Origin of the sequence: Bacillus sp. AFS001701 (assembly GCF_002559405.1) — a bacterium.
In the GTDB taxonomy this organism is placed as follows: domain Bacteria; phylum Bacillota; class Bacilli; order Bacillales; family Bacillaceae_G; genus Gottfriedia.
In genome coordinates this window covers 1-22453 of sequence record NZ_NTZO01000214.1, presented here as the reverse complement: position 1 = coordinate 22453, position 22453 = coordinate 1, and the positions used below count along the sequence as shown (strand labels likewise).

Here is a 22453-nt window from a genome sequence, read left to right as displayed (position 1 = left end):
AAATAAAGTGAATTGTCTTAAAAATGCTAACAATTTAAAAATATTTTGTAACGATTAGTTGAAACTGTTTACAATGTTATTATAGTATAGCATTATTAAGTCTACAATATATAATTCTTTCCAACAGGAGGATCACAAATTAAATGTCGAAACACTATTTTATTGTCGTATTATCTGCGATAGTACTAGCAGGAATCTTTTCTTTTACCCAAGGAACATTAAACTTTTTCCTTCATTTCACGAACACAATATTCTATATTGGACTAACATTATTTGTTATTGGTGGTTTTTTATTAATCGTACAAAGTGGATTTTTTAATATCACTCGCTTTGGAATGCGTAAAGTATTCGGAACGAGAGACCAACAGATGGCAGAAATGACTGGTGATGAATCACTTACTGTGAAAAAGGATATGATCTATAGAAGATATCGATTTTCAATTACAAAACCATTACTTATGGCTTCAATCACTTTAGTTATCCTTTCTTTTTTATTCAGTTTTATCATTATTTACTAAACGATGTATCAACATCTTGAAAGTTGAATATAATTAGGATATTATCTATAGAAAGTATATATAAGCTGTGATGAAGAGTAGTACACAGATTTAGCATGTTAAGAGAGCTTGTGGATGGTGAAAACAAGTCATGCTTCCTGTCGAATGGACTTCTGAGCTTCGAACTGAACAGATAGTATAAGTAGGCTTCGACGTAACTCAAACGATAGATGAGAGCATGATTTCATGCATGAGTGATTCCTTATTTGGAATAACTAGAGTGGTACCGCGGTTTAATCGTCTCTATGTAATAGAGAGATTATGCCGCTTTTTTTATTTTATTTAGCTTTATTTAGGAGGATTTTAAAATGCAAACTATTTTTAGCGGAATTCAACCAACATCATCTGGAGGTATTACTTTAGGTAACTATTTAGGTGCGGTAAAACAATTCATTGAATTACAAAATGATTATAACTGTTATTTCTGTATTGTTGATCAACATGCAATAACAGTACCGCAAGACAGACTAGCTTTACGTAAAAACATTCAAAGTCTATCTGCAATCTATGTTGCTGCTGGATTAGACCCAGAAAAATCAACTATTTTTATCCAATCTGAAGTACCTGCACACGCACAAGCAGGATGGATGATGCAATGTATATCTTATATTGGTGAATTAGAGCGTATGACACAGTTTAAAGATAAATCATCTGGTAAAGATGGTGTATCTGCTGCTTTATTAACTTACCCACCTTTAATGGCCGCTGATATACTTTTATACGGTACTCACTTAGTTCCAGTTGGAGATGACCAAAAGCAACATTTAGAGCTTACTCGTGACTTAGCAGAGCGTTTTAATAAGAAATATAATGATATCTTTACGATCCCTGAAGTCAGAATTAGTAAAGACGCGGCTAGAATTATGAGTTTAGCTGATCCAACTAAAAAAATGAGTAAATCCGATGAAAATCAAAAAGCTACAATTTTTGTTTTAGATGAACCTAAAGTAATTGAAAAGAAAATTAAAAGTGCTGTAACTGACTCTGAAGGCATCGTTAAGTATGATAAAGAAAATAAGCCTGGTATTTCAAATTTATTAAGCATTTACTCAGCATTTACTGGTGAAACAATTCAAGAATTGGAAAATAAATATGCTGGTAAAAATTATGGAGAATTCAAGCAAGATACTGCAGATGTAGTAGTAAACGGATTACTTCCATTACAAGAACGCTATAAAGAAATTATTTCCTCGTCTGAATTAGATGATATTTTAGATGCAGGAGCTGCAAAAGCAAATGCCGTTGCAAATAAAATGATTAAAAAAATGGAAAATGCTATGGGATTAGGTCGCAAGAGAAAAAAATAATTCTGTTTTACGTAAAAATTAAAATAGTAATGGGTGTCTTAAAAGTCAAAGAACTTTAGAGACACCTTTTTCTTTACTGTGAGGAAAAGATGAAATATCGAGAAATGACTAAAAAACCCACAAGGCACTTTATCACCTTGTGGGTCTTTTTCGTTTTGAGGCCATTTTAAATAACCTCTTTTAATTTACTTTTTGTTCGTGTTCCATTTCCCATAGTTTTTCAAAGAAAGGTTGACCTTTAACGATTCTTCCACATAATTGCTCATGTCGCTCTGACCAACCACTCTTTATTTCGTCATATAATTGGGACCAAATGTCCTCAAATGACAAATCCTGAATTTGTTGATACGATCTTGGATTCCACTCAGTGTACCAATACCTGATCTCCGAAGGATTTTTTGATGAATGGAGTTGATCTAGCGCCATAAATAATAACTGCTTTAGTTGTCTTTCTTTTCTTGTTAGTCCGCTCATAATAATTGGCGACGGTGACAGTATATGATGTTCTTTTGTTTCATCATTTACTAAATTTTGAAGTTTATAGTGACTTTCTTCAATCTCGGCTGTCATATCATACACCATTTGTTCTTGCCTTGGTATTAAACGGCTTTTTCGAATTGGAATATTATACCCAATTGTGTCAACCGCAATAATACCATTACCGTCAGTTACTACAAAGCAGTAATCTAGCTGAATACGCTCATGATTCTTTCTTACATAAGACTTTTGAAACACTTCAGTTAATAGACCGGAAGGAAGCTCTAATAGTTCATTTTCAATATACTGATATAACTCTGGAGTAACTTTAATGACTGGAACTTGGTCTAATAATTCAACACTATCATCTTTTCTCCATTCAAAAAAATGACAGACATTGTAACCATTTTCTTCACCTTCAAACCAATTGACCCATACATCATGTAAATACAACATTTACTACCCCTCACTTCACAACTGTATGTAACTTTCAGTATGGTCAGTGATTCACTAATTTATTCCATTTTCCACTGAATTACAAAAAGTGTTTAACAAACTGAATGAAAAATAGTCAATAAATCATTAAAATATCATAGATTAAAGCTTCTCTGATACATTAATGCTAGCAATACATTATATACGCTCTGATATGCTCTGGAATCGTTTGCATTCAAATTGAAATATAATGTATTGCATTTTCCTTAATCTTTTTACTTGGCGTTCGTAAAAGGATATCAGTTGACCATTCTGTCTGCTCTGTACAACTTTTAACAATGTCATATCCAACACTGTAACCCAATAATTTTGGAATTCCGTTCCCACCATACAAGTATTTTGAAAAATTATCATCATTACTTGTTATCTCAAGTTTATCTATTAAATATTTTTTATAATATAATTCACATTGCTTGGAAGAATACTGTTTTGTCCATGGTGCCTGAACTGCTTCTCCATATTTATCTAAAACTGCAGTTTCGGCTAAACCTTCTAAAATCATTGCATCAAGTAATGTGACCTTTTTGTTTTTATATAACTTTGTCAATCTTACAATATGATGATACTCATGTAATAATACTGCTTTATGTTGTAAAATTCCTTCTAAAGGGGACAAAAATAAACAAATACAATTTTTATGTGCGATTCCCCCCCTTAGATAAGTCGTGTTTTTAAACATACTTCCCGTTCTATGACAAGGTAAAATAAATATCGGGATGTCAGGTCCATTTAATTCTTTTTTTAACTTCTCAAACTCTTCAGAAAGGTTTTTCCATATACTTTTTTCTAGTTGTTTCAGATCATCCTTACTCAAGGTTGACAGCCTCGATAAACCGTGGGAAAGAAGATATTTATATAAACTCTCCTCATTATATTTCGGAAAATATGGTAAAAGTTTTTTCATTACCATTTGTTTATCTTCAATAAAATCAACCCACTTATAAGTTGGCATTATCCCAAGTTAATCACCTCAATTTACTATTAAAGTATGATAATTAACTAGTGAAAGTTACTTTTTTTACACTCTGACTTCTAATAAAAAAAAGCTTAGGTAAAGGCCTAAGCTTTCGTGTCCAAAATAAATTTAAAACTTATTTACTGAATTCTTTAAATGCTAAAGTTACATTATGTCCACCAAATCCTAATGAATTAGAAATTGCTGCTTTTACATTAAATGGTCTAGCAACATTTGGTACATAATCTAGATCACATTCGCTATCAGTTTCTTGGTGATTAATCGTTGGAGCAATTACTTTATTATGGATTGTTAATGCTGTAATAATTGCTTCAATTCCACCAGCTGCTCCTAGCATATGACCAGTCATAGATTTTGTTGAACTAATTGGTACATTGTATGCATGTTCACCAAATACTTCTTTAATTGCCATCGTTTCAAATTTATCGTTTAATTCAGTACTTGTTCCATGTGCATTAATGTAATGAATATCTTCAACTGTTAAACCAGCATCATCAAGTGCCATTCTCATTGCACGTGCGCCACCTTCTCCTCCTGGAGCTGGTGCTGTAATGTGGTGTGCATCACCAGTTGTTCCGTATCCAACGATTTCAGCATAAATCTTCGCTCCACGAGCTAATGCGTGTTCTAATTCCTCAAGGAATACGATACCAGCACCTTCACCAATAATAAAGCCATCACGAGCATTATCAAATGGGCGACAAGCTTTTTCTGGATCTGGATTTAATGATAGAGCTCTTGCAGCACAGAATCCAGCAAGACCCATATCAGTAATTGGTGCTTCTGCACCACCAGTAATCATTGCCACTGCATCGCCACGTTGAATAATTTTGAAAGCATCACCAATCGAACTTGCACCAGAAGCACAAGCTGTAACTGTACAACCATTTGGACCTTTAGCACCTGTTAAGATCGATACTTGTCCAGATGCCATATCAGGAATTAGCATCGGAATAAAGAATGGGCTTACTCGACGTGCACCTTTTGTTTGGAATGTATTAAACTGTTCTTCATATGTTTCCATCCCACCGATACCAGAACCAATCCAAACACCTACTTTTGGAGCAATTTCTTCATCAATCGTAAAGTTTGCATCTTCTAATGCCATTTTTGAAGCTGCAATTGCATAATGAGTAAAGCGGTCCATGCGTTTTACTTCTTTTTTATCAATATATTTTTCAGGATCAAAGTCTTTTACTTCTCCTGCAACTTTAACAGGGAAATTATCAGGATTTTTTCGAGTCAGAGCACCAATTCCACTCTTTCCATTCATTAAACTTTCCCATACTGTATTTATATCATTACCAATAGGTGATACTGCACCTAAACCTGTAATAACAACTCGTTTTTTCATTCCAAAAAATCCTCCTTCAATTAGATTATCTTCCGAATCGAAGTGCAATTGCACCCCAAGTTAATCCGCCGCCAAATCCAACTAATACTAATACATCGTCTTCTTTAACATTTCCTTTTTTATATTCTTCAACTAATGCAATTGGAATTGAAGATGAAGATGTATTACCATGACGGTCAATAATTACACTCATTTTTTCTTTAGGTAGCTGTAATCTTTCTCTTGCAGCGTCCATTATACGAGTATTCGCTTGGTGTGGTATTAAGAAATCCACTTCTTCTTTCGTTAATCCTGCTAATTTTAATACAGATTCACAAGAATCTCCCATTTGACGAACTGCAAATTTAAACACTTCTCGTCCGTTCATTACTAAGTGATCTCCACCTTTATAAAGATGTTTACCACCAGTACCGTCCGCACCTAATTCATAAGAAAGAATTCCTCTGCCTTCACTTACTGGTCCGATAACCGCAGCACCTGCACCGTCACCAAATAAAACTGCCGTGTTTCGATCTTCCCAGTTAACAATTTTAGTTAACTTTTCAGCTCCGATTACAAGAATTCTACTGTATGTACCAGTATTAACAAACTGAGCTGCAGTAACAACACCATAAATAAATCCAGCACAAGCAGCACTAATATCCATTGCAGCAGCATTTTTAGCTCCAAGTTTTTCTTGAATTACACATGCAACTGATGGAAACGACTTATCTGGGGTAACAGTTCCAACTAAAATTAAATCAAGTTCTTCTGCTTTTACATTTGCATCTTTTAAAGCTTCTACCGCAGCTTCATATGCTAAATCAGAAGTGTCTTGTTCGTCACTTGCAATTCTTCTTTCTTTAATACCAGTACGACTAACAATCCACTCATCTGAAGTATCCATCATTTGTTCTAAATCATAATTAGTTAACTTTTTTTCGGGTACGTATGAGCCAATACCTAAAATTCCAGCATTCATTAATATCCCCGCCTTACTTTATTATTTTTATGTCTTCTTATTATTACCTGGTACTAATTTTATGAAATAATATGTACTTTGTCTACATTTTTATCTTTTAATATCTAGGCTATGTAAAAAAGATGAATCATTTCTTAAAAAGAATACCACTCAATTGGACGAAGCTCAAAGCCAAAGCGAATTTTTAAACGAATAGTATTCTACTACAAAAAAGGAAATAGTTCAAAATGAACCATTTCCCTATATGAGTAATGTTTTTCATTAGTAAAGATGAAAATGCTGTTGAATTTGCTTTTTTTGCTTTTGTATGCCGTCCTCAAATGAAGTTGTATTAATAATAACAAAAGGAGTTGCATCTATATAGTTTCTCATTTGAGCGTACTTTATTCCGTCGATCATATTTTGTAATCCGGTGAATTTCTCGTCCTCTGGTAAGTACATACATTGTTTAGCTGTAATGATATATTTATGTTCTTTTAATTCCTTCTCCGAAATTATCCGAATTGCTTTACCTACATCTTCTACAAATAGAATTTCATTAGAACCGTATACATTTTTTATGGAAACATTTCTTTTTCCTAGATCTTGAACAATCAATTCATGTACTAAGCCTGCGGATGGCTCCCAAGGTCCATATAAAGATGGAATTTCAATATAAGTAATATTGCAATCTATATTTTTACTCAATTCATTTACAGTTCTTTCTAAATCTGCTAATTCTTTTTTTGTCGATAATAAAAAGATAATATCCTTACTTTTGCCAATGATCTTGTTAAATAGTTTTTCTGTAAATTCTATACTATTAATTGAGCCTTTTAACTTTAGTTCGTCATAAAAATGACAAATAAAAATAGTATCATATTGCTCATTCTCTAATAAAAATTGCTCCTCATCTAAAAAGATGACCCTTGCATTTCTTCCGATTGAAAAGATTTTTTCTTCACTTATTAAATCACTTTCATTTCCCTTTTCCATCACAACGGCTGAAACATCATTATATTCCATTAGTTGGCAAACCAACTCATAACCCATAAATCCACTAGATCCAATGACAGCACATTTTTTCATTATTAACCTCCTTCTTTTGGGAAATTTATTCAAAAAAATATAGAGACTATAAAACATCCTGATATTTTTTTAAAAACCTTATTAAGTTTTTTCCACAGTCAAATTTTTTCTCTTCTAATGAAATCAATATCGAAATCGGCAAATTATTTTTATGTCGTTCTTCTTCTAAAAGTCTAATATCGCTTTTCCATTTATAATGATTTCTTGTTGTGGTGTAAATTTTAATTGGTGAGATTGTTTCATAAAAAAAACATTCTCTATCTATAACCATATATATATCTGACGCTTTATATGCTTTTAAAATTTCATGAACTGTTCTTTTATAGAACAATTTATTTTCTCTTTCTAAATCTAATTCATTTTTTAAATTTAATGAAGGATTTAATAATGAAATACTTCTGACTTTTCCCTTTAAGAGGCCAAGTAATTTACAAACGACTAATGCACCAGTACCTTCACCAATTATATGAATTGATGGATTCAAAGTTTCTTTTCTCATAACTGAATGATATAAGCTTTCTGCTAAATCGACAGCGTCATCAGAACCCCAATTTTTTCCATATAAATTTGAAGTGAATACTGTGTACCCTTCTTCTGTTAATGTTGATAATAACTTTCTTTTATCAAAATGCTGCAATAAGGAACTATGTGCATTATCTACGTAATGAGTATTCCCACCGACATATAGTACTCCGAAACCATTCGGTCTAATAGGTAGATGAATAACTGCATATTGATCCTCTTGTTTAAAAAATCTCTCAGTTACAGGCATTCCTATCACCTTATTATTAATGTAGTATTTTTGGGGAATTATAAAATGGGTATTAAAAAAATTCTTAAGTTACTTTTTTAATTAAAACTTTTTAATTATAACTTCAATTATCAAATTTCTAGGTATATAATATGATAAGAACTAACTAGATAGGAGTGATTAGAGTGCGTTTTATTATGACATTGTTCTGGAGCTTTGTTTTATGCCAAATGGGATCTTACGTTTTAAGTTCAATGACTGGCGGAGAGTATAATTTCACAACTGCTTCAGTTATGGCTGTAATATTAACTTTAGCTATTTCAGTTCTTAGCGAAGCAATAATTCCTAATGAACCTGTTGCAAAACACCACTAAAATCTATATATAACATATGTTGTAGCACCCAAAAACGTTCAACTTTGTATATACATATGTCATCAATTATAGATTTAGATAATTTATAAAATACTAAATTTTGATAATTACTTTCAATATTTTGTATATTGTAAACGCATAAAAAAGCGCCCTCGATCAATTAATCGAAAGCGCTTTTTTTATACCTCTTTTAAGTTTCTAATATTGATTACTCTTCTATAATCCACAATTATTTAAATTTGGATTTATATGTCCATTTTCTGTTATGGTTCTGTGTATCTGGAAAAACTTCTCCTGCTTGTAGTTTAATTTGTTTTGGGCGAGTTACATTACTTCCTGTTTCTCCGATTTCCACGTATACCCCATTATTTGGTGCTTTGTCGCCTGGTCGAAATTGATGTGCTTGACCCATAATCCATTCCTCCTTCTTTTTAGGTTCTTATTGTTCCTCTAAAAAGAAAGTTTTTTCTTTTAAAAAGATGGTATCATTAGTAATTATTGGCTTTTTATCCAATAATATTTTTTCTTAAAAAGATTAACATTAAAAAATAAAAGGTGATGAATATGAAAACAAAACACTTAATTGCACTAGATTTAGACGGCACCTTATTAACGGATGAAAAAACAATATCCGAACGTACTTTAAAAGTGATCCACCAGTTAAAGAATCAGGGTCACGAAGTATGCATTTCCACTGGTAGACCTTTTAGAGCTAGTAAAATGTATTATGACCAATTAAAACTTACAACTCCAATTGTAAACTTTAATGGGGCTTATGTTCATCACCCTCTAGATGATTCATGGGGAGTTTATCACGAATCATTACCTTTAGAAGTTGCAAAAGAGGTAATTAGTTCCTGTAGAGAATATGAATTAAAAAATATGTATGCTGAAGTAATGGATGATGTATACGCGGATAAACACGAAGAGGAGATCCTCCCACTTTTCCACTACTTAAAAGAAGATATAATCCACGGAGATTTAGTTATAAATCTTACTCAAGCTCCAACTTGTCTTCTAATCGATAGTGAAGAGTCTCATGTTGCAAGTATTCGTGAGCACCTATCAAATGTCCACGCTGAAGTAATTGATCACCGTCGCTGGGCAGCACCTCATCATATAATTGAAATTGTTAAAGCAGGAATGAATAAGGCAATTGGTCTACAAAAAGTAGCATCTTTCTATAATATTCCTCGAAAAAACATTATAGCTTTTGGGGATGAAGACAATGATTTGGAAATGATTGAATATGCGGGTCATGGTGTTGCTATGGATAACGCAATTCATCAATTAAAGAATATTGCAAACCACACAACATTATCTAATCAAGATGATGGAATCGCAATTTTCCTAGAAGATTTTTTCAACTTAAAATAATAATTTTTCTTTGTCATTAATTTCAAAGATAACTAATAATAACCACTTATAACAATTTACGAAATGTACAATCTAATAAGGACTTCACCAAAGGGATTATCCACTTTTTGATTTTGATCAATTACTATTGGAAATTCTAAGAAGTCAAAAACAAAAAGCTTTCCTATTTAGGAGGGAATCATAATGGGCAAAAGTAATAAGTCTAAGCGCTTTATTCAACAAAGTTCTGATTCTGTTACAAAGTACTCTGAAAAATTCCCTTACCACTTTACATTAGCTGAAGCAGAAGAGCGAAAAGCTAATAATAGTCAAAGCTTTAATGCTTAATTTCAAGCATTAAAAACAAAAAACAACCATTGGAATACTCCTTTGGTTGTTTTTTTATTTCTTTACTGAAGAAGTTTTTGGTAAGAAATTGTTTGGGTAACTGGTTTAATTTCGCCATTAAGATTCTTCTCATTAACCTTTAATGCAATGATATTTGCAGTTATTTCATAATTACCATATGGAAGGTTTTTATTTACAAAATTAACTTTCTCTTCCCAAACTTGTGTTTTTCCGCCAGGAACCGCAACATTTGTAATGACTTGTGCATATACCATTTCTCGAGATGATTGATAAACTACTTGTCCACTCTCATCTTTAATTGTAAATTCAACTGTTTGTGATGAAGGGAATGTAAAATTTGCAGGGATTTTATTATCATTACGTAATGAATATTTCATCTTTACAAGTCCGTTAGCTTCTGTAATTTCAAGTATTGGTGAAAGCTTTTCAACATCAATCTCATTAATTTGCCCTACAGTTTGTTTTGTACTTGGTGTTGGTTTTATTTCCTTGTCACTCTTTGCACCACAACCAGAAAGAAGTAGTGAACAAGCTAGTAAGAGAAACGCTCCCTTTTTCAAAATAATCTCCACCTTTTTAGTATCCTTATCCTAAATTATACCAAAAAGCTGAGAAATTACTTTAAAATTTCAGTGAAATATTGTAGCAAGCATTATGATTTAGAAACCAATGCATAAATCTTAAAATTAAAAGTATTTAAATCTTTCTAAATTCCCCTAAAACATCAACGGTTTGTACCACATTCGTAAAAGCTTTAGGATCTACCCTTTTTATAATTCTTTCCAAATCATATAATTCATAACGAGATAATACAATCATTAAGATATCTTTATCTTGTTTAGTAAATGCTCCAGTAGCATTCATTTGTGTAATTCCTCGGACAAGTTTCGCATGAATTTCTTTTCTAAGCTCTTCACCTTTTGTTGTGACAATCATTGCCGTTAGCTTAACATGACTTGTATGAACACTATCGATCACACGAGTAGTAACATATAAATTGATTAAAGTATAAAGAGCTTTTTCCATTCCATATAGCTGGCCAGCTGTAATGATAATAATTGCATTAAACAAAAAGAAATAGGTTCCAACCGGTTTCCCTTTTGATTTTGAAAGAACTAAGGCGATAATATCTAACCCACCTGTAGACCCACCAAATTTTAATGTCATTCCAATTCCGATCGCAGCAATTAAACCACCAAAAACTGCATTAAGAAGAATATCATCAGAAAAAATCGGTTTAACAGGTAAGATTTCCAAAAATAATGTCATGATCCCTACACTAAAGAAACTAAAATACGTAAAGGAACGTCCAACTTTTTTCCATGCTAAGATGATAACAGGAATATTTAATAACGCTAAAAGAATCCCCGTCGTTGCAGTAAACGGAGTGTAGTCAGTAATAATATTTGAAAGCAACTGCGCTAGACCTGCAAAACCACTTGAATAAACATTAGCAGGGATTAAAAAACAATTCATTGCAAACGCATTTAAGAAACCACCAATTATTACTACAACCAGCTTAAATAAAAGCTCTTTATTTCTTTCCACCAACTCTGCTTCCTCCTCAAAAAAAATAAAACTTCTCTCTATATAAAAAATATTTGCCTTTGTAGAACATCATAGTTGTTTAACAAAAGCCAAATGTAAAAACAAACACACATACATAATTAAAGTGATAAAGGCAAACCTAACATTATCATTTTTTATAAAGGAGCTTAAATATGCCTACTAGTGATAATGACAAAAAAGCAAAAGATAATAACGCAATAAGAGAAAAGAAAAATGCACAAGAAAATAAAAATGCACAAGCTGGTAAGAAATCTTTTTCTAAAAGTGTCGATCATCTTTAATATTTTAAAACCGTTTTAACTGATTAAAAACATGTAAAATTTCATCTAATAGTTTAAGTATATTTAAATCTTTCTGAAAGACAATAAGAACTTTCTAAACTTGAAAAAGCCTTATTATTAAGAATATTTAACCGATGTAAATATGTTAAAAAAACCTCTAGAAACACTATTATATAAGTGTTTTTAGAGGTTATAACAATTTTAAAAATTTGCCATACAATAGCCAACTACCCTCCACAAATTTGGGGAGGTTTTTGGGGAATATTTTAATGCATAATTATAGTGGACAGACACTTTAAAAAAATACAAAAAGGACCATTCCAGCATTATTACTGGAAAGGTCCTTTTTACTTGGAGTTTTAATGAATTATATAAAAATAAAGCACTGCAAAAACACATTAATAATATCAAGTATTAATCAACATGTACTGTCCTTATTTGAAATGCAATCTATCAAATAAGGACTCATCTTTAACGCAAGAATTTGAAAAGCAGGTAGATCCTGTAGTCTATAATCATTTTATTAATGGCATAGAAAACATTAATAAATGTATAGAAAATAAAGAGATTGAAATAGATTATATTAATAGTGAAATTAAATTAATTGAGACTAATCCTTTTGAGTTACAACATTTAGTTCAACTATTAAACATTGGTGGGGGGTAGAGTGGAAATTAAGTAAAGGTGAAGCTACTACATGGATGAATAGGTTTTCTGACAGAGCATTCACTTGGGGACCTAATTCTCCTTCTAGGATTCTGTTTTTTAGAATTTTTTTCCAAATAGCTCAAAGTACTTCCTAGGAGCTATTATTTTATTTATATTTGCAAGCATTGTTATCCATACAGATAATTATTCTGATAAGTATTTTTTATTTATAGCTTCTATATGTTTATTTACTCTAATATCAATTTTTAAAAAAGATAGTTCAATGCTACTGAATAAAATAATTAGTTAAGTTCCTTTAGGAGAAGTCACACTATTCATTGACTTCTCCTAAATATCTTAAAACAACTTACTCCAAGTTCTAATTCCCACAACTCCATCAACAACTAAACCACTCTTCTCTTGACCCGCTAATAGCTGTTAAAATTTTCTCTCAATAGATATCATCATCATTAATACCATTTTTTAAAATAGATTAGAGCTTAAATTCATTTTCACTTTCATATATCTATTGTTAAAACTTCCTAAATTCCCCAAACACATCAATTGTTTGAACAATATTTGTAAACGCCTTTTCATCAACTGATTTAATGACTTTCGATAGATGATATAGCTCATAACGTGATAGTACCATCATTAAAATTTGTTTATCTTGATTCGTAAAGGCACCTTTTGCATTGATCGCAGTAATTCCTCGCACTAGCTTCGAATGGATTTCTTTACGCAACTCATCACCTTTTGTTGTTACAATAAAGGCAGTTACTTTAATATGACTAGTATGAATTGCATCAATGAATCTAGATGTTACGTATAGGTTAATTAATGTATAAAGTGCTTTCTCCATTCCATAAATATAGCCCGCTGTTAAGATAATTAACGCATTAAACAGAAAGAAGTATGTACCAACCGGTTTTCCTTTCGAACGTGATAATACTAGTGCAACTATATCTAATCCACCTGTTGAAGCACCAAACTTTAATGTATATCCAATTCCCACGGCAACAATTAATCCACCAAATACAGCGTTTAGTAAAATGTCTTTTGAGAATAGAGGCGTTACTGGGATTACTTCTAAAAATAACGTCGTGATTCCAACGCTTAATATCGTAAAATACGTAAAGGATGGACCTATTTTTTTCCATGCTAAAATGATGACAGGGATATTTAATATTGCAAGTAAAATACCCGTAGAAGCCGAAAAAGGTGTAAAATCATTTAATAAATTAGTAAGTAACTGAGCTAAACCAGAAAAACCACTTGAATAAACACTGACAGGAATTAAAAAACAATTCATCGCAAATGCATTCATAAATGCACCAAATATTACTACAAGAACTTTTATTAACAATTCTTTTTTGTCATTCACCTACAAGCCTCCTAAACATTCATATGTTTAGTATGCCTGTAAATTGTAAAAAAATAGCAAAAAACCACTTCACCAAGTGAAATGGTTTCAAAACCTAATTATTGCTCTTTCTTCTCAAACAGTTCTTTTGCGTATGTCCAACCGTCTTCTTGATAGATTTTATTTTCCTTTAGTAATCTACCCATCGCTCGTTTAAATGAAGCTTTACTAATTTTAAATCTTACTTTAATATCCTCTGCGTCACTCTTATCCCAGTAAGGCATTGCCCCACCACGACTCATCATATATTCATAAATATCATTTGCTTCTTGATCTAATCCTTCATGCACCCTTGGTAAAAGCGAAACGTTAATACTTCCATCATCTTTAACATCAATAATGCGTCCACTTACTCTTTCACCAATGCGAGGTTCAGTTCTTCTTTGTGATTCATGGATAAAACCTATGAATCGTTCATCAGTTAAAATATAAGAACCTACTCTTAAAGTACGATAAATGATTCCTGTAACATTTTTATTAAGCATACTAGGTTCAGCCGGTACAGAGAACTCTTTCATGACTGGTTCAGTAGCAATTTTAATTAATAGTCTGCCTTTATTTGTTTGCTTTAACGTACAAAAAATTTCATCGCCTGCTTCAGGCCAAACTTCTTGAAGTGGTGGAAGGTCACCTTTTTCTAAAAGAATATCTTTTGAAATGCCGATGTTTACAAAAACACCCACTCCATCAAGTTTATCGACTACTTTTGCAAATCCATATCCTTCTGTTGTAATGAACGGCATTTCCATCGTTGCAGAAAGTCTACCTTTAGAATCATGATATAAAAATACAGTTACTTCTTGATCTATTTCAACTTCACCAGATGCCTCATTTTTATGTAAAAATACTTCTTCTTGATCTTGGACAAGCATATACCCAATATCTGTTTCTCGACTGCAAACTAAAGTTACAATCTCTCCTGCTTGTAAACTCATTCTTTGTTACATCCTCTCTAAACTTCCAAACTAAAAATTATTATATCATGCATAATGAAAGTTTGTTACTTCGTCTATCATACACTATAATACAAGTATTAACGAATTGGAGGGATTCTATCTATGTCAAAAGAAAGTTCATTTGATATTGTTTCAAAAGTAGACTTACCAGAAGTCTCGAATGCGATTCAACTTGCTACAAAAGAAATCGCAACTCGTTATGACTTTAAAGGAAGTAAGAGCTCAATTACATTAGAAAAAGAGGAATTAGTTTTAGTTTCTGATGACGATTATAAGTTAGAGCAATTAAAAGACGTATTAATTAATAAATTAATTAAACGCAATGTTCCTATTAAAAACCTAGACTACAGTAAAGTTGAAGGTGCTTCAGGTGGTACTGTAAGACAAAGAGCTAAATTAGTTCAAGGTATTGATAAAGATAATGCAAAAAAGATCAATACGATCATTAAAAATAGTGGATTAAAAGTAAAATCACAAATTCAAGATGATCAAATCCGTGTGACTGCAAAAAGTAGAGATGATTTACAAGCAATTATCGCTGCTGTAAAAGGTGCAGATTTATCAATTGATGTTCAATTTTTGAATTACCGATAAGTATATACATATTTAAAAGAGGATGAAACGAATCATCCTCTTTTTTAACTTTTATAAATTCAATTAGCTACTAACTAACGTTAATCTCTCATTCTTTACACATGTGCCACGGACTACTATTTTATATGGAACGATAATACTTTTTTCAGTACCATCTGGTTCTTCAATTTTTGAAATAATATTTTTTGCTGCTTCATTGCCTAATTGATAAATATTAATATCTACTGATGTTAATGGTGGATTTGCTAATTCTGCAAAAATTGCATTATTAAAGCTAATAATTGAAATATTATTTGGGACTGAAATGTTATGTTCACTTAATACACTTATAATTCCTAATGCTAATACATCATCAGTTACAACAATCGCAGTCGGAAGCTCCTTTAGTTCAAGCAATTGATTTACTGCTTTTCTTCCACCGTCTCTTGTAAATGATGTAAATATAATTTCTTCTTCATTTACTGAAAGTCCGTTTAATTGCATTGAATCTTGGAAGCCACGTAAACGGTTTTGAGTTACAAGAAGACTACTTTCTCCTCCAACAAACGCAATTTGCCGATGTCCATGATCAATTAAATAATTCGTTACATCTCTAGCAGCTGCATAATTATCGTTATCAATATAGGTTATATCATCAATTGAATGATAAGGCTTCCCTACTAATACAAAAGGAAAATTATTTTCGTTCAAATAATCAATAATCTTATCATTTTCCTTAGAGTAAAGCAGAATAATTCCATCGACTCTTCTACCTCTAATTGTTTTAATCACAGTTTGTTCAACTTCATCTTCGTTGTTTCCTGTAATAAAATAAAGAGAGTAATCTTTTTGATTCGAATACGCAGTTACACCTCTAATTACTTCTGCAAAAAAAGGATTATGAAATGAAGTATCTAATGCTGGTGGCAAAACTAATCCAATTGATTTCGTAGATCGATTAGCCAATGACCTTGCATTTAAATTGGGATGATAATTCAGTTCATCCATTACTTTTCTAACTTTCCTTTTTGTTTTTTCACTTATCCTTGGGTTGTTTGAGATAACTCGAGACACCGTTGAAGGCGCTACATTCGCTTTCTTCGCAACATCCTTTATTGTAATAGTCATTTTAATTCCCCTTATTTACGAATGAATGTAAACGTTATCATTTCTTCTTTAGATGTAGACTCTATTTAAAAGATTATTGATTCATGATACAATCCACATCTTCCTTCACAAGTCGATGTCCCAATTATTATACTGGAATCTAGTGGATTTTATCTTTTACAAATTTGCTTAGAATACTAAATAAGACAGTAATCTTCTCAAGTATTCTAAGCACAGCTAACTAGTATTTATTTCTCTTCATTATTACGTCTTCTTGCAAACCATAAAAAGATGATAAACGCCACAAAAATAGATGGAATTGCAATAATCACTCCAATGTTTAAACTAGTTTTAGGTGCAACTGCATAAACATTTGAAGATTCTCTTTTAAGGACTATATCAAATCCTTTTTTATTTGGACGAACTAAATCATCACTTAACATCCCTCTTAATTCACTAGATTTTTTAACGACATCAAAATCTAAATGAACCTTTTGATCAAGAGAAGTATTATTTATTGCAACGATCGTAGTTTCATCATTATAATGTCTCTTAATTAAAGTCATACCTTTAGAATCATCATAAAGCACTTCAAAATCACCTTCAGAAAGTGACGGTAAAGTTCTTCTTAATTCAGTTAGTTTTTTAATATATTTTGAAAAATCTTCATCAGTACGGAAATCCATTCCTTTTCGATTATCAGGGATGTTTCCACCATTTAGTGCAATTTCTGTCCCATAATACGTCAACGGAATCCCTGGTGTTGTAAATAAATATGCAAGAGCCAACTTTAATCTTGAAGGTGGATACTGCCCTTTTGATAGAGCTATTGAAACAAAACGCTTAGTCATTTCATCATCTAAATAGTTAATCATTAATGTCGAACCTAACTGCTTACTTAAATCCGCTTGTTGCTTCATTATGTCAGTTAATGATTGATTTTGTGAAGAAAACGAATTTGCTAAATCAGCTACTGAATCAACATTATAAATTCCATTAAAACCTAAATTTTTATATTTATTTAGATCTATATCACTTGAAGCATTTAAATCAGCAAATAAAATGAAATTTGGATTTTTCTTTTTTATTTCTTTATTAAATGATTCCCAAAATGAAACAGGTACATTATTTACTTCTTGTAAATTATATCCGTCAAAATTAGCTTGATCCATCCAATACTCAGCTGTTTCGATTAAATAATTAGTTACTTCATTGTTTTCTTGATTAAAATCAGGTAACCCATTTATCCATTTCTTTTCTGAACTTGTACTATTTTCTGGATTAAACCAATCCGATTTTTTAGCAAGTTCACTATTTGGCGAAGCATTATTTGTAACAAAATCAATATAAACTTTTATATTACGTTCATGCGCTTCTTTAACTAACTTCTTAAGTTCTTTATTTGTTCCGAACCTTGGATCAATTTTTCTAAAATTAACGACTGAGAATCCATCATATGAATTTTCGTCATTCTCAAAAATAGGTGAAATAGAAATAGCATTATATCCAAAATCCTTAAGATAATCTAATTTTTGAGTAATACCAGCTAAATCCCCACCCTGAGATTTATATAAATCTTTCGGGTCAGTATTTTTATCATTCATAGGATTACCATCAAAAAAACGATCAACTAAAATTCGATAAATCATTTCTTTTCTTAGATCAGTTGTATTTTTTTCTGCAAAACCAATACTTGGTAACGTACTAAAAAATAGTACAGACACAAGTATTAAAAAACCAAATCGCCTCATTTTTTCTCCCCCTGCAAGACACTCGCATGTACAAAAATTTCACTCTCTACATTATTTTGCAAAATATTACAATGAAATTCAAATGTTAAATTAAATTTCATAAAAATGGAAGCGATTGCACACACTATTTAATTATACTGTTACTAATTTAGATAGCAAGTTAATTCCTTCAGACATTCATAATAAAATTTTACTAAAAATAAAGGGTGGGATCATGCAAATTGAATCAATATATCATCAGCCATATGATCAATATGCTTTTTCAATAGATGATAAAACCTATCGTTTAAGAATTCGAACAAAAAAAGGTGATTGTACAGAAATTATTTTTAATTTCGGAGATCCATTCAAATTTAATGATTTAGGTTGGCAAACTGAATCACCACTCTCCATGTATCTTGCATTTTCCACAGAACTATACGACTACTGGGAAGTAAATGTAATCCCTCCAAATAAACGAATGAAATATCAATTTCTTTTAAAAAATGAGCAAGATTCTCTATTTTATGGTGAGGGCGGATTTTCAAACAATTTTAACCCTAATGATCAATCAAACTGTTTTACATTGCCATTTCTGCATAAAAATAATTTAATATCACCTCCGAGTTGGATTCATGATACGATTTGGTATCAAATTTTCCCTGATCGATTTGCTAGTGGAAATAACAAGAATAATCCTATCAATTCGACTCCGTGGGGCTCTACTCTACCAACTAGTTCAAGCTATTTTGGTGGTGATTTAGAAGGTGTTATTCAAAAAATAGATTATCTTAAAAAATTAGGAATATCCGGTATTTATTTAACTCCTATTTTTGAAGCAAATTCAAATCATAAATATAATAGGATCAATTATTTTAGAATAGATCCTACTTTTGGAGATGAGAAAGTCTTAAAAACATTAATCGAAAAATGTCATGAAAATAATATTCGAGTAATGCTTGACGCAGTATTTAACCATACAAGTGCATCCTTTCCCCCATTTCAGGACGCATTGCAAAACGGAAGGGAGTCCGCCTTTTTTGAGTGGTTTCACTTTTATAAAGATGAACAAAACAATTCAGCGTATGAAACTTTTTCTTTTGTAAAGGAAATGCCAAAACTAAATACAGAAAATAAAGAAGTACAAAATTTTTTATTAGAAATAGGTTCTTATTGGATAAAAGAATTTAATATAGATGGTTGGCGTTTAGATGTAGCAAACGAAATCGATCATTATTTTTGGAAACTATTTAATAAAAAAATGAAGGAACTAAAAAATGATTTATTTATTGTAGGTGAGATTTGGCACCATGCAATGCCATGGCTAAGAGGCGACGAATTCGATTCTGTTATGAATTATCCTCTAATGAAATCACTTTTTGCTTATTTCGGGTATCAATCAATTTCAAAGATACAATTTCAATATTCGATTAACGATTTAATAGCTCAATATCCATTACCTGTAATCAAGGCACTCTTCAACGTATTAGGTTCACATGATACACCAAGAATACTGACCCAATGTAATCAAAATGAAAAACGAGTGATACTACTATATGTCTTTTTATTTACTTTCTTTGGAACTCCATGTATCTACTACGGAGATGAAATTGGTTTAACAGGTGGAAATGACCCTGAATGCCGAAGCTGTATGATTTGGGATAAATCTCAATATAATTTAAGTATTTTTAATTCAATAAAAAAATTGATTTCGATTAGAAAAAAATACTCAGTTTTAGAAAATGACGGTGAATTTAACTGGGTACAAGCTGAACAGCCCGACATTGTTATGTATGAAAGAAAGAATAATCAATTTCATTTTTTTATCATCATTAATAACTCGAGCGAAAAACAATCAGTTCAAGTACCAATAAATTTAGGTAAGAAAAGAATTACAAATGTATGGAATGGCGAACAGTTTGCAACTGAATCTGATTCAATTGGTGTTGATCTACTAGAGACCGACTTTTTAATCTTGCAAGTAGAAGATACAGACTTATTTAATTAAGGCTGTTAACCTGACATCAAACTTTCAAATACAGACTCATTTATGTGGGTCTGTATTTTTATTCACTCATTTACGTTATGTTAGATTTTCTAACAAATTAGATATATGTTAGCGTTTTCATTATAATTTTATATATTTTTTTGGGGATTTCGTGAAATTATTATTGAATTTTGCATATATTCTGAATATGATAACATATATAACATTTAATGTTATAAAATCTAACATTAAAGAAATGGGGAATGAAGATGAACGGTATTCAATCTGCGGATAGTGTATTTCTTTTTATTTCAACTGTTTTAGTCATGATCATGACACCTGGTTTGGCACTTTTTTACGGCGGTATGGTTAAAAGTAAAAATGTTTTAAGTACTACAATGCATAGCTATTCTGCTATGGCAATCGTATCAATCCAGTGGGTGTTAATTGGCTACTCTTTAGCATTCGGTCCAGATTTTCATCATTTGATTGGTAACTTTTCTTGGGCAGCATTAAAGGATGTTGGTTTTACTCCAAATGATAACTACAGCGCAACAGTCCCTCATAATCTTTTCATGATGTTTCAGCTAATGTTTGCAATTTTAACTCCTGCTCTTATATCAGGTGCCTTCGCTGAGCGCATGAAATTTTCAGCATTTCTATTATTTACCCTTTTATGGACAACATTTGTTTACGATCCATTAGCTCACTGGGTTTGGGGCGTGGATGGTTGGCTTCGTAATCTAGGTGCTTTAGACTTCGCTGGTGGAACAGTCGTCCATATTTCCTCCGGTGTTTCAGGTTTAGTTCTGGCTCTACTTCTTGGCAAAAGACGAGATTTCGGATCTACATCACCTCATCATTTACCACTAACTGTATTAGGCGCTGGACTATTATGGTTTGGGTGGTTCGGATTCAATGTTGGTAGTGCTCTAACATTAAATGATGTGGCATTAACTGCATTCATTAATACAAATACTGCAGCTGCTGCAGCTTCAGTTGCTTGGGTGCTAGTGGAATGGTATCTAAATAAAAAACCTACTATTTTAGGTGGAGTTAGTGGTGCTGTAGCTGGATTAGTTGCAATTACACCTGCTTGCGGATTCGTCACACCTCTCTCATCAATCGTGATAGGATTTTTAGGTGGAGTCATATGCTTTTTAGCAGTAACATACTTAAAATACAAATTTGGATACGACGATGCTTTAGACGCATTCGGTTGTCACGGAATCGGTGGGACATGGGGAGCTATTGCAACAGGATTATTCGCCACAAAATCAGTAAATAGTGCTGGTGCAAACGGACTTTTTTACGGTGATATATCACTTCTTTGGAAACAACTACTCGCTATCTGTGCAACCTATCTTTTTGCAGGACTTATTACCTTTTTAATTGTGAAAGTTATAGGCTTTTTCATTCACATTCGAGTTGATCAAGAGGAAGAAAACCTCGGCCTTGACTTAAGTATTCATGGAGAAAAAGCATATCACGACGCAAGTATATAAGGAGGGATAAAAATGACTGCAAAATTAACAAAAATTGAAATTATTACACGGCCAGATAAATTTGATGTTTTAAAAGATGCACTTTCGAAGTTAGGAATCACAGGAATGACCGTAACAAACGTTTTAGGATGCGGAATGCAATCAGGCTATACGGAAGTGTATCGAGGAAAAAAACGAACAATCAATTTACACGAAAAAATAAAAGTTGAAATAGTCGTATGTGATGTCCCTGTTCAAGCTGTAATCGATGAAGCAAAAAGAGTGTTAAAAACAGGAAAACCTGGGGATGGAAAAATATTTGTATACCCTATTGAAAACGCAATAAAAATCCGCACTGGAGAAGAAGGAAGAGACGCATTACAAAATGATTATTAGATTTTTAAAACCTAGTCATTCTATTTGGCTAGGTTTTTTTGATTTAACTATTACATTTACACAGATAAAATTTAAGGCTAATGCAGCTATGTAACTTATTTAATGCTTTTGTACAACTGTTCGTCAGTTTTTTGAATTTTACAGATTAATTCGATTTAATCAATACATTTTTTATTTAGAATTCAACGATTTTTATTGTATTCTGGGTTTTTAATTGCGTTTCTCATTTTTTATTTGCGATTCCACGTTTTTAA

General features: G+C 31.8%; 23 protein-coding genes and 1 other annotated feature. Of the genes, 10 read left to right on the top strand and 13 right to left on the bottom strand.

Annotation, left to right across the window (positions count from 1 at the left end; genetic code table 11):
- Positions 1-143: 143 nt before the first annotated feature.
- Both CN514_RS14700 and trpS read left to right on the top strand, forming a co-directional pair.
- Positions 144-518 carry a DUF3899 domain-containing protein gene (locus CN514_RS14700; protein WP_098233235.1) on the top strand — a complete coding sequence of 125 codons (375 nt, stop codon included), beginning with the start codon at positions 144-146 and terminating at the stop codon, positions 516-518.
- Between the two features lie 58 nt (positions 519-576).
- Positions 577-805 (top strand) — a binding site (T-box leader).
- Between the two features lie 60 nt (positions 806-865).
- On the top strand, positions 866-1864 hold the full coding sequence (trpS, locus tag CN514_RS14695) for a tryptophan--tRNA ligase (protein WP_098233234.1): 999 nt from the start codon (positions 866-868) through the stop codon (positions 1862-1864).
- A 180-nt stretch (positions 1865-2044) separates the two neighbouring features.
- On the opposite strand, the gene CN514_RS14690 is transcribed toward trpS, so the two are convergent.
- The 6 genes from CN514_RS14690 to CN514_RS14665 all read right to left on the bottom strand — a co-directional run bounded on the left by CN514_RS14690 (position 2045) and on the right by CN514_RS14665 (position 7967).
- A complete protein-coding gene (locus CN514_RS14690) occupies positions 2045-2797 on the bottom strand; it encodes a YjbA family protein (protein WP_098233233.1) in 753 nt (250 codons plus the stop codon).
- A 214-nt stretch (positions 2798-3011) separates the two neighbouring features.
- Entirely contained in the window at positions 3012-3788 is a 777-nt protein-coding gene (locus CN514_RS14685) for a DUF2268 domain-containing putative Zn-dependent protease (RefSeq protein ID WP_098233232.1), read from the bottom strand.
- Between the two features lie 139 nt (positions 3789-3927).
- The gene (gene fabF, locus CN514_RS14680) at positions 3928-5166 is read right to left on the bottom strand and encodes a beta-ketoacyl-ACP synthase II (protein WP_098233231.1); all 1239 of its coding nucleotides are present in this window, start codon (positions 5164-5166) and stop codon (positions 3928-3930) included.
- A 25-nt stretch (positions 5167-5191) separates the two neighbouring features.
- Entirely contained in the window at positions 5192-6127 is a 936-nt protein-coding gene (locus tag CN514_RS14675; RefSeq protein ID WP_098233230.1) for a beta-ketoacyl-ACP synthase III, read from the bottom strand.
- 261 nt (positions 6128-6388) lie between these two features.
- On the bottom strand, positions 6389-7195 hold the full coding sequence (locus CN514_RS14670; protein ID WP_098233229.1) for a hypothetical protein: 807 nt from the start codon (positions 7193-7195) through the stop codon (positions 6389-6391).
- 46 nt (positions 7196-7241) lie between these two features.
- The gene (locus CN514_RS14665; RefSeq protein WP_098233228.1) at positions 7242-7967 is read right to left on the bottom strand and encodes an alpha/beta fold hydrolase; all 726 of its coding nucleotides are present in this window, start codon (positions 7965-7967) and stop codon (positions 7242-7244) included.
- A gap of 164 nt (positions 7968-8131) precedes the next feature.
- On the opposite strand from CN514_RS14665, the gene CN514_RS14660 reads away from it, so the two are divergent.
- Positions 8132-8320 (top strand): YjzD family protein, encoded by a 189-nt coding sequence (locus tag CN514_RS14660; RefSeq protein WP_098233227.1) that lies wholly within the window; start codon positions 8132-8134, stop codon positions 8318-8320.
- Between the two features lie 229 nt (positions 8321-8549).
- Here CN514_RS14660 and CN514_RS14655 read toward each other — a convergent pair whose 3' ends face one another.
- A complete protein-coding gene (locus tag CN514_RS14655; RefSeq protein WP_056473610.1) occupies positions 8550-8732 on the bottom strand; it encodes a YjzC family protein in 183 nt (60 codons plus the stop codon).
- Between the two features lie 152 nt (positions 8733-8884).
- Between CN514_RS14655 and CN514_RS14650 the strand changes: the two genes are divergently transcribed.
- Both CN514_RS14650 and CN514_RS25760 read left to right on the top strand, forming a co-directional pair.
- Complete coding sequence (locus CN514_RS14650) at positions 8885-9697, top strand: Cof-type HAD-IIB family hydrolase (RefSeq protein ID WP_098233226.1); 813 nt, start codon at positions 8885-8887, stop codon at positions 9695-9697.
- 183 nt (positions 9698-9880) lie between these two features.
- Positions 9881-10024 (top strand): hypothetical protein, encoded by a 144-nt coding sequence (locus CN514_RS25760; protein ID WP_172445653.1) that lies wholly within the window; start codon positions 9881-9883, stop codon positions 10022-10024.
- A 62-nt stretch (positions 10025-10086) separates the two neighbouring features.
- On the opposite strand, the gene CN514_RS14645 is transcribed toward CN514_RS25760, so the two are convergent.
- Together CN514_RS14645 and CN514_RS14640 are read right to left on the bottom strand one after the other, a co-directional pair.
- A complete protein-coding gene (locus CN514_RS14645) occupies positions 10087-10605 on the bottom strand; it encodes a BsuPI-related putative proteinase inhibitor (RefSeq protein ID WP_098233225.1) in 519 nt (172 codons plus the stop codon).
- A 136-nt stretch (positions 10606-10741) separates the two neighbouring features.
- Positions 10742-11596, bottom strand: coding sequence for a YitT family protein (locus CN514_RS14640; protein ID WP_286141692.1), 855 nt, complete (start codon positions 11594-11596; stop codon positions 10742-10744).
- Positions 11597-11766: 170 nt separating this feature from the next.
- On the opposite strand from CN514_RS14640, the gene CN514_RS14635 reads away from it, so the two are divergent.
- On the top strand, positions 11767-11895 hold the full coding sequence (locus CN514_RS14635) for a DUF3941 domain-containing protein (protein ID WP_098233224.1): 129 nt from the start codon (positions 11767-11769) through the stop codon (positions 11893-11895).
- Between the two features lie 1180 nt (positions 11896-13075).
- Here CN514_RS14635 and CN514_RS14625 read toward each other — a convergent pair.
- Both CN514_RS14625 and CN514_RS14620 read right to left on the bottom strand, forming a co-directional pair.
- Complete coding sequence (locus tag CN514_RS14625; RefSeq protein WP_286141691.1) at positions 13076-13927, bottom strand: YitT family protein; 852 nt, start codon at positions 13925-13927, stop codon at positions 13076-13078.
- Between the two features lie 98 nt (positions 13928-14025).
- Entirely contained in the window at positions 14026-14901 is an 876-nt protein-coding gene (locus CN514_RS14620) for a CvfB family protein (RefSeq protein ID WP_098233222.1), read from the bottom strand.
- 123 nt (positions 14902-15024) lie between these two features.
- Here CN514_RS14620 and CN514_RS14615 point away from each other — a divergent pair, with 123 nt between their 5' ends.
- Positions 15025-15516, top strand: coding sequence for a YajQ family cyclic di-GMP-binding protein (locus CN514_RS14615; RefSeq protein ID WP_069032968.1), 492 nt, complete (start codon positions 15025-15027; stop codon positions 15514-15516).
- Positions 15517-15579: 63 nt separating this feature from the next.
- Here CN514_RS14615 and CN514_RS14610 read toward each other — a convergent pair whose 3' ends face one another.
- Together CN514_RS14610 and CN514_RS14605 are read right to left on the bottom strand one after the other, a co-directional pair.
- Positions 15580-16623, bottom strand: a complete 1044-nt coding sequence (locus CN514_RS14610; protein ID WP_098233221.1) for a LacI family DNA-binding transcriptional regulator — start codon at positions 16621-16623, stop codon at positions 15580-15582.
- 227 nt (positions 16624-16850) lie between these two features.
- Positions 16851-18353 (bottom strand): alpha-amylase family glycosyl hydrolase, encoded by a 1503-nt coding sequence (locus CN514_RS14605; RefSeq protein WP_098233220.1) that lies wholly within the window; start codon positions 18351-18353, stop codon positions 16851-16853.
- A gap of 214 nt (positions 18354-18567) precedes the next feature.
- Between CN514_RS14605 and CN514_RS14600 the strand changes: the two genes are divergently transcribed.
- From CN514_RS14600 to CN514_RS14590, 3 genes are all read left to right on the top strand, one after another.
- Positions 18568-20340, top strand: a complete 1773-nt coding sequence (locus tag CN514_RS14600) for a glycoside hydrolase family 13 protein (protein WP_098233219.1) — start codon at positions 18568-18570, stop codon at positions 20338-20340.
- A 257-nt stretch (positions 20341-20597) separates the two neighbouring features.
- Complete coding sequence (locus tag CN514_RS14595) at positions 20598-21824, top strand: ammonium transporter (RefSeq protein WP_098233236.1); 1227 nt, start codon at positions 20598-20600, stop codon at positions 21822-21824.
- 12 nt (positions 21825-21836) lie between these two features.
- A complete protein-coding gene (locus tag CN514_RS14590) occupies positions 21837-22199 on the top strand; it encodes a P-II family nitrogen regulator (RefSeq protein WP_098233218.1) in 363 nt (120 codons plus the stop codon).
- Positions 22200-22453: the final 254 nt, after the last annotated feature.

What these genes read in the sequence shown, in the direction of transcription:
- CN514_RS14700 (WP_098233235.1), top strand. Translation starts at nt 144, where the DNA reads ATGTCGAAACACTATTTTATTGTCGTATTATCTGCGATAGTACTAGCA.
- trpS (WP_098233234.1), top strand. Translation starts at nt 866, where the DNA reads ATGCAAACTATTTTTAGCGGAATTCAACCAACATCATCTGGAGGTATT.
- CN514_RS14690 (WP_098233233.1), bottom strand. Translation starts at nt 2,797, where the DNA reads ATGTTGTATTTACATGATGTATGGGTCAATTGGTTTGAAGGTGAAGAA.
- CN514_RS14685 (WP_098233232.1), bottom strand. Translation starts at nt 3,788, where the DNA reads ATGCCAACTTATAAGTGGGTTGATTTTATTGAAGATAAACAAATGGTA.
- fabF (WP_098233231.1), bottom strand. Translation starts at nt 5,166, where the DNA reads ATGAAAAAACGAGTTGTTATTACAGGTTTAGGTGCAGTATCACCTATT.
- CN514_RS14675 (WP_098233230.1), bottom strand. Translation starts at nt 6,127, where the DNA reads ATGAATGCTGGAATTTTAGGTATTGGCTCATACGTACCCGAAAAAAAG.
- CN514_RS14670 (WP_098233229.1), bottom strand. Translation starts at nt 7,195, where the DNA reads ATGAAAAAATGTGCTGTCATTGGATCTAGTGGATTTATGGGTTATGAG.
- CN514_RS14665 (WP_098233228.1), bottom strand. Translation starts at nt 7,967, where the DNA reads ATGCCTGTAACTGAGAGATTTTTTAAACAAGAGGATCAATATGCAGTT.
- CN514_RS14655 (WP_056473610.1), bottom strand. Translation starts at nt 8,732, where the DNA reads ATGGGTCAAGCACATCAATTTCGACCAGGCGACAAAGCACCAAATAAT.
- CN514_RS14650 (WP_098233226.1), top strand. Translation starts at nt 8,885, where the DNA reads ATGAAAACAAAACACTTAATTGCACTAGATTTAGACGGCACCTTATTA.
- CN514_RS25760 (WP_172445653.1), top strand. Translation starts at nt 9,881, where the DNA reads ATGGGCAAAAGTAATAAGTCTAAGCGCTTTATTCAACAAAGTTCTGAT.
- CN514_RS14635 (WP_098233224.1), top strand. Translation starts at nt 11,767, where the DNA reads ATGCCTACTAGTGATAATGACAAAAAAGCAAAAGATAATAACGCAATA.
- CN514_RS14620 (WP_098233222.1), bottom strand. Translation starts at nt 14,901, where the DNA reads ATGAGTTTACAAGCAGGAGAGATTGTAACTTTAGTTTGCAGTCGAGAA.
- CN514_RS14615 (WP_069032968.1), top strand. Translation starts at nt 15,025, where the DNA reads ATGTCAAAAGAAAGTTCATTTGATATTGTTTCAAAAGTAGACTTACCA.
- CN514_RS14610 (WP_098233221.1), bottom strand. Translation starts at nt 16,623, where the DNA reads ATGACTATTACAATAAAGGATGTTGCGAAGAAAGCGAATGTAGCGCCT.
- CN514_RS14605 (WP_098233220.1), bottom strand. Translation starts at nt 18,353, where the DNA reads ATGAGGCGATTTGGTTTTTTAATACTTGTGTCTGTACTATTTTTTAGT.
- CN514_RS14600 (WP_098233219.1), top strand. Translation starts at nt 18,568, where the DNA reads ATGCAAATTGAATCAATATATCATCAGCCATATGATCAATATGCTTTT.
- CN514_RS14590 (WP_098233218.1), top strand. Translation starts at nt 21,837, where the DNA reads ATGACTGCAAAATTAACAAAAATTGAAATTATTACACGGCCAGATAAA.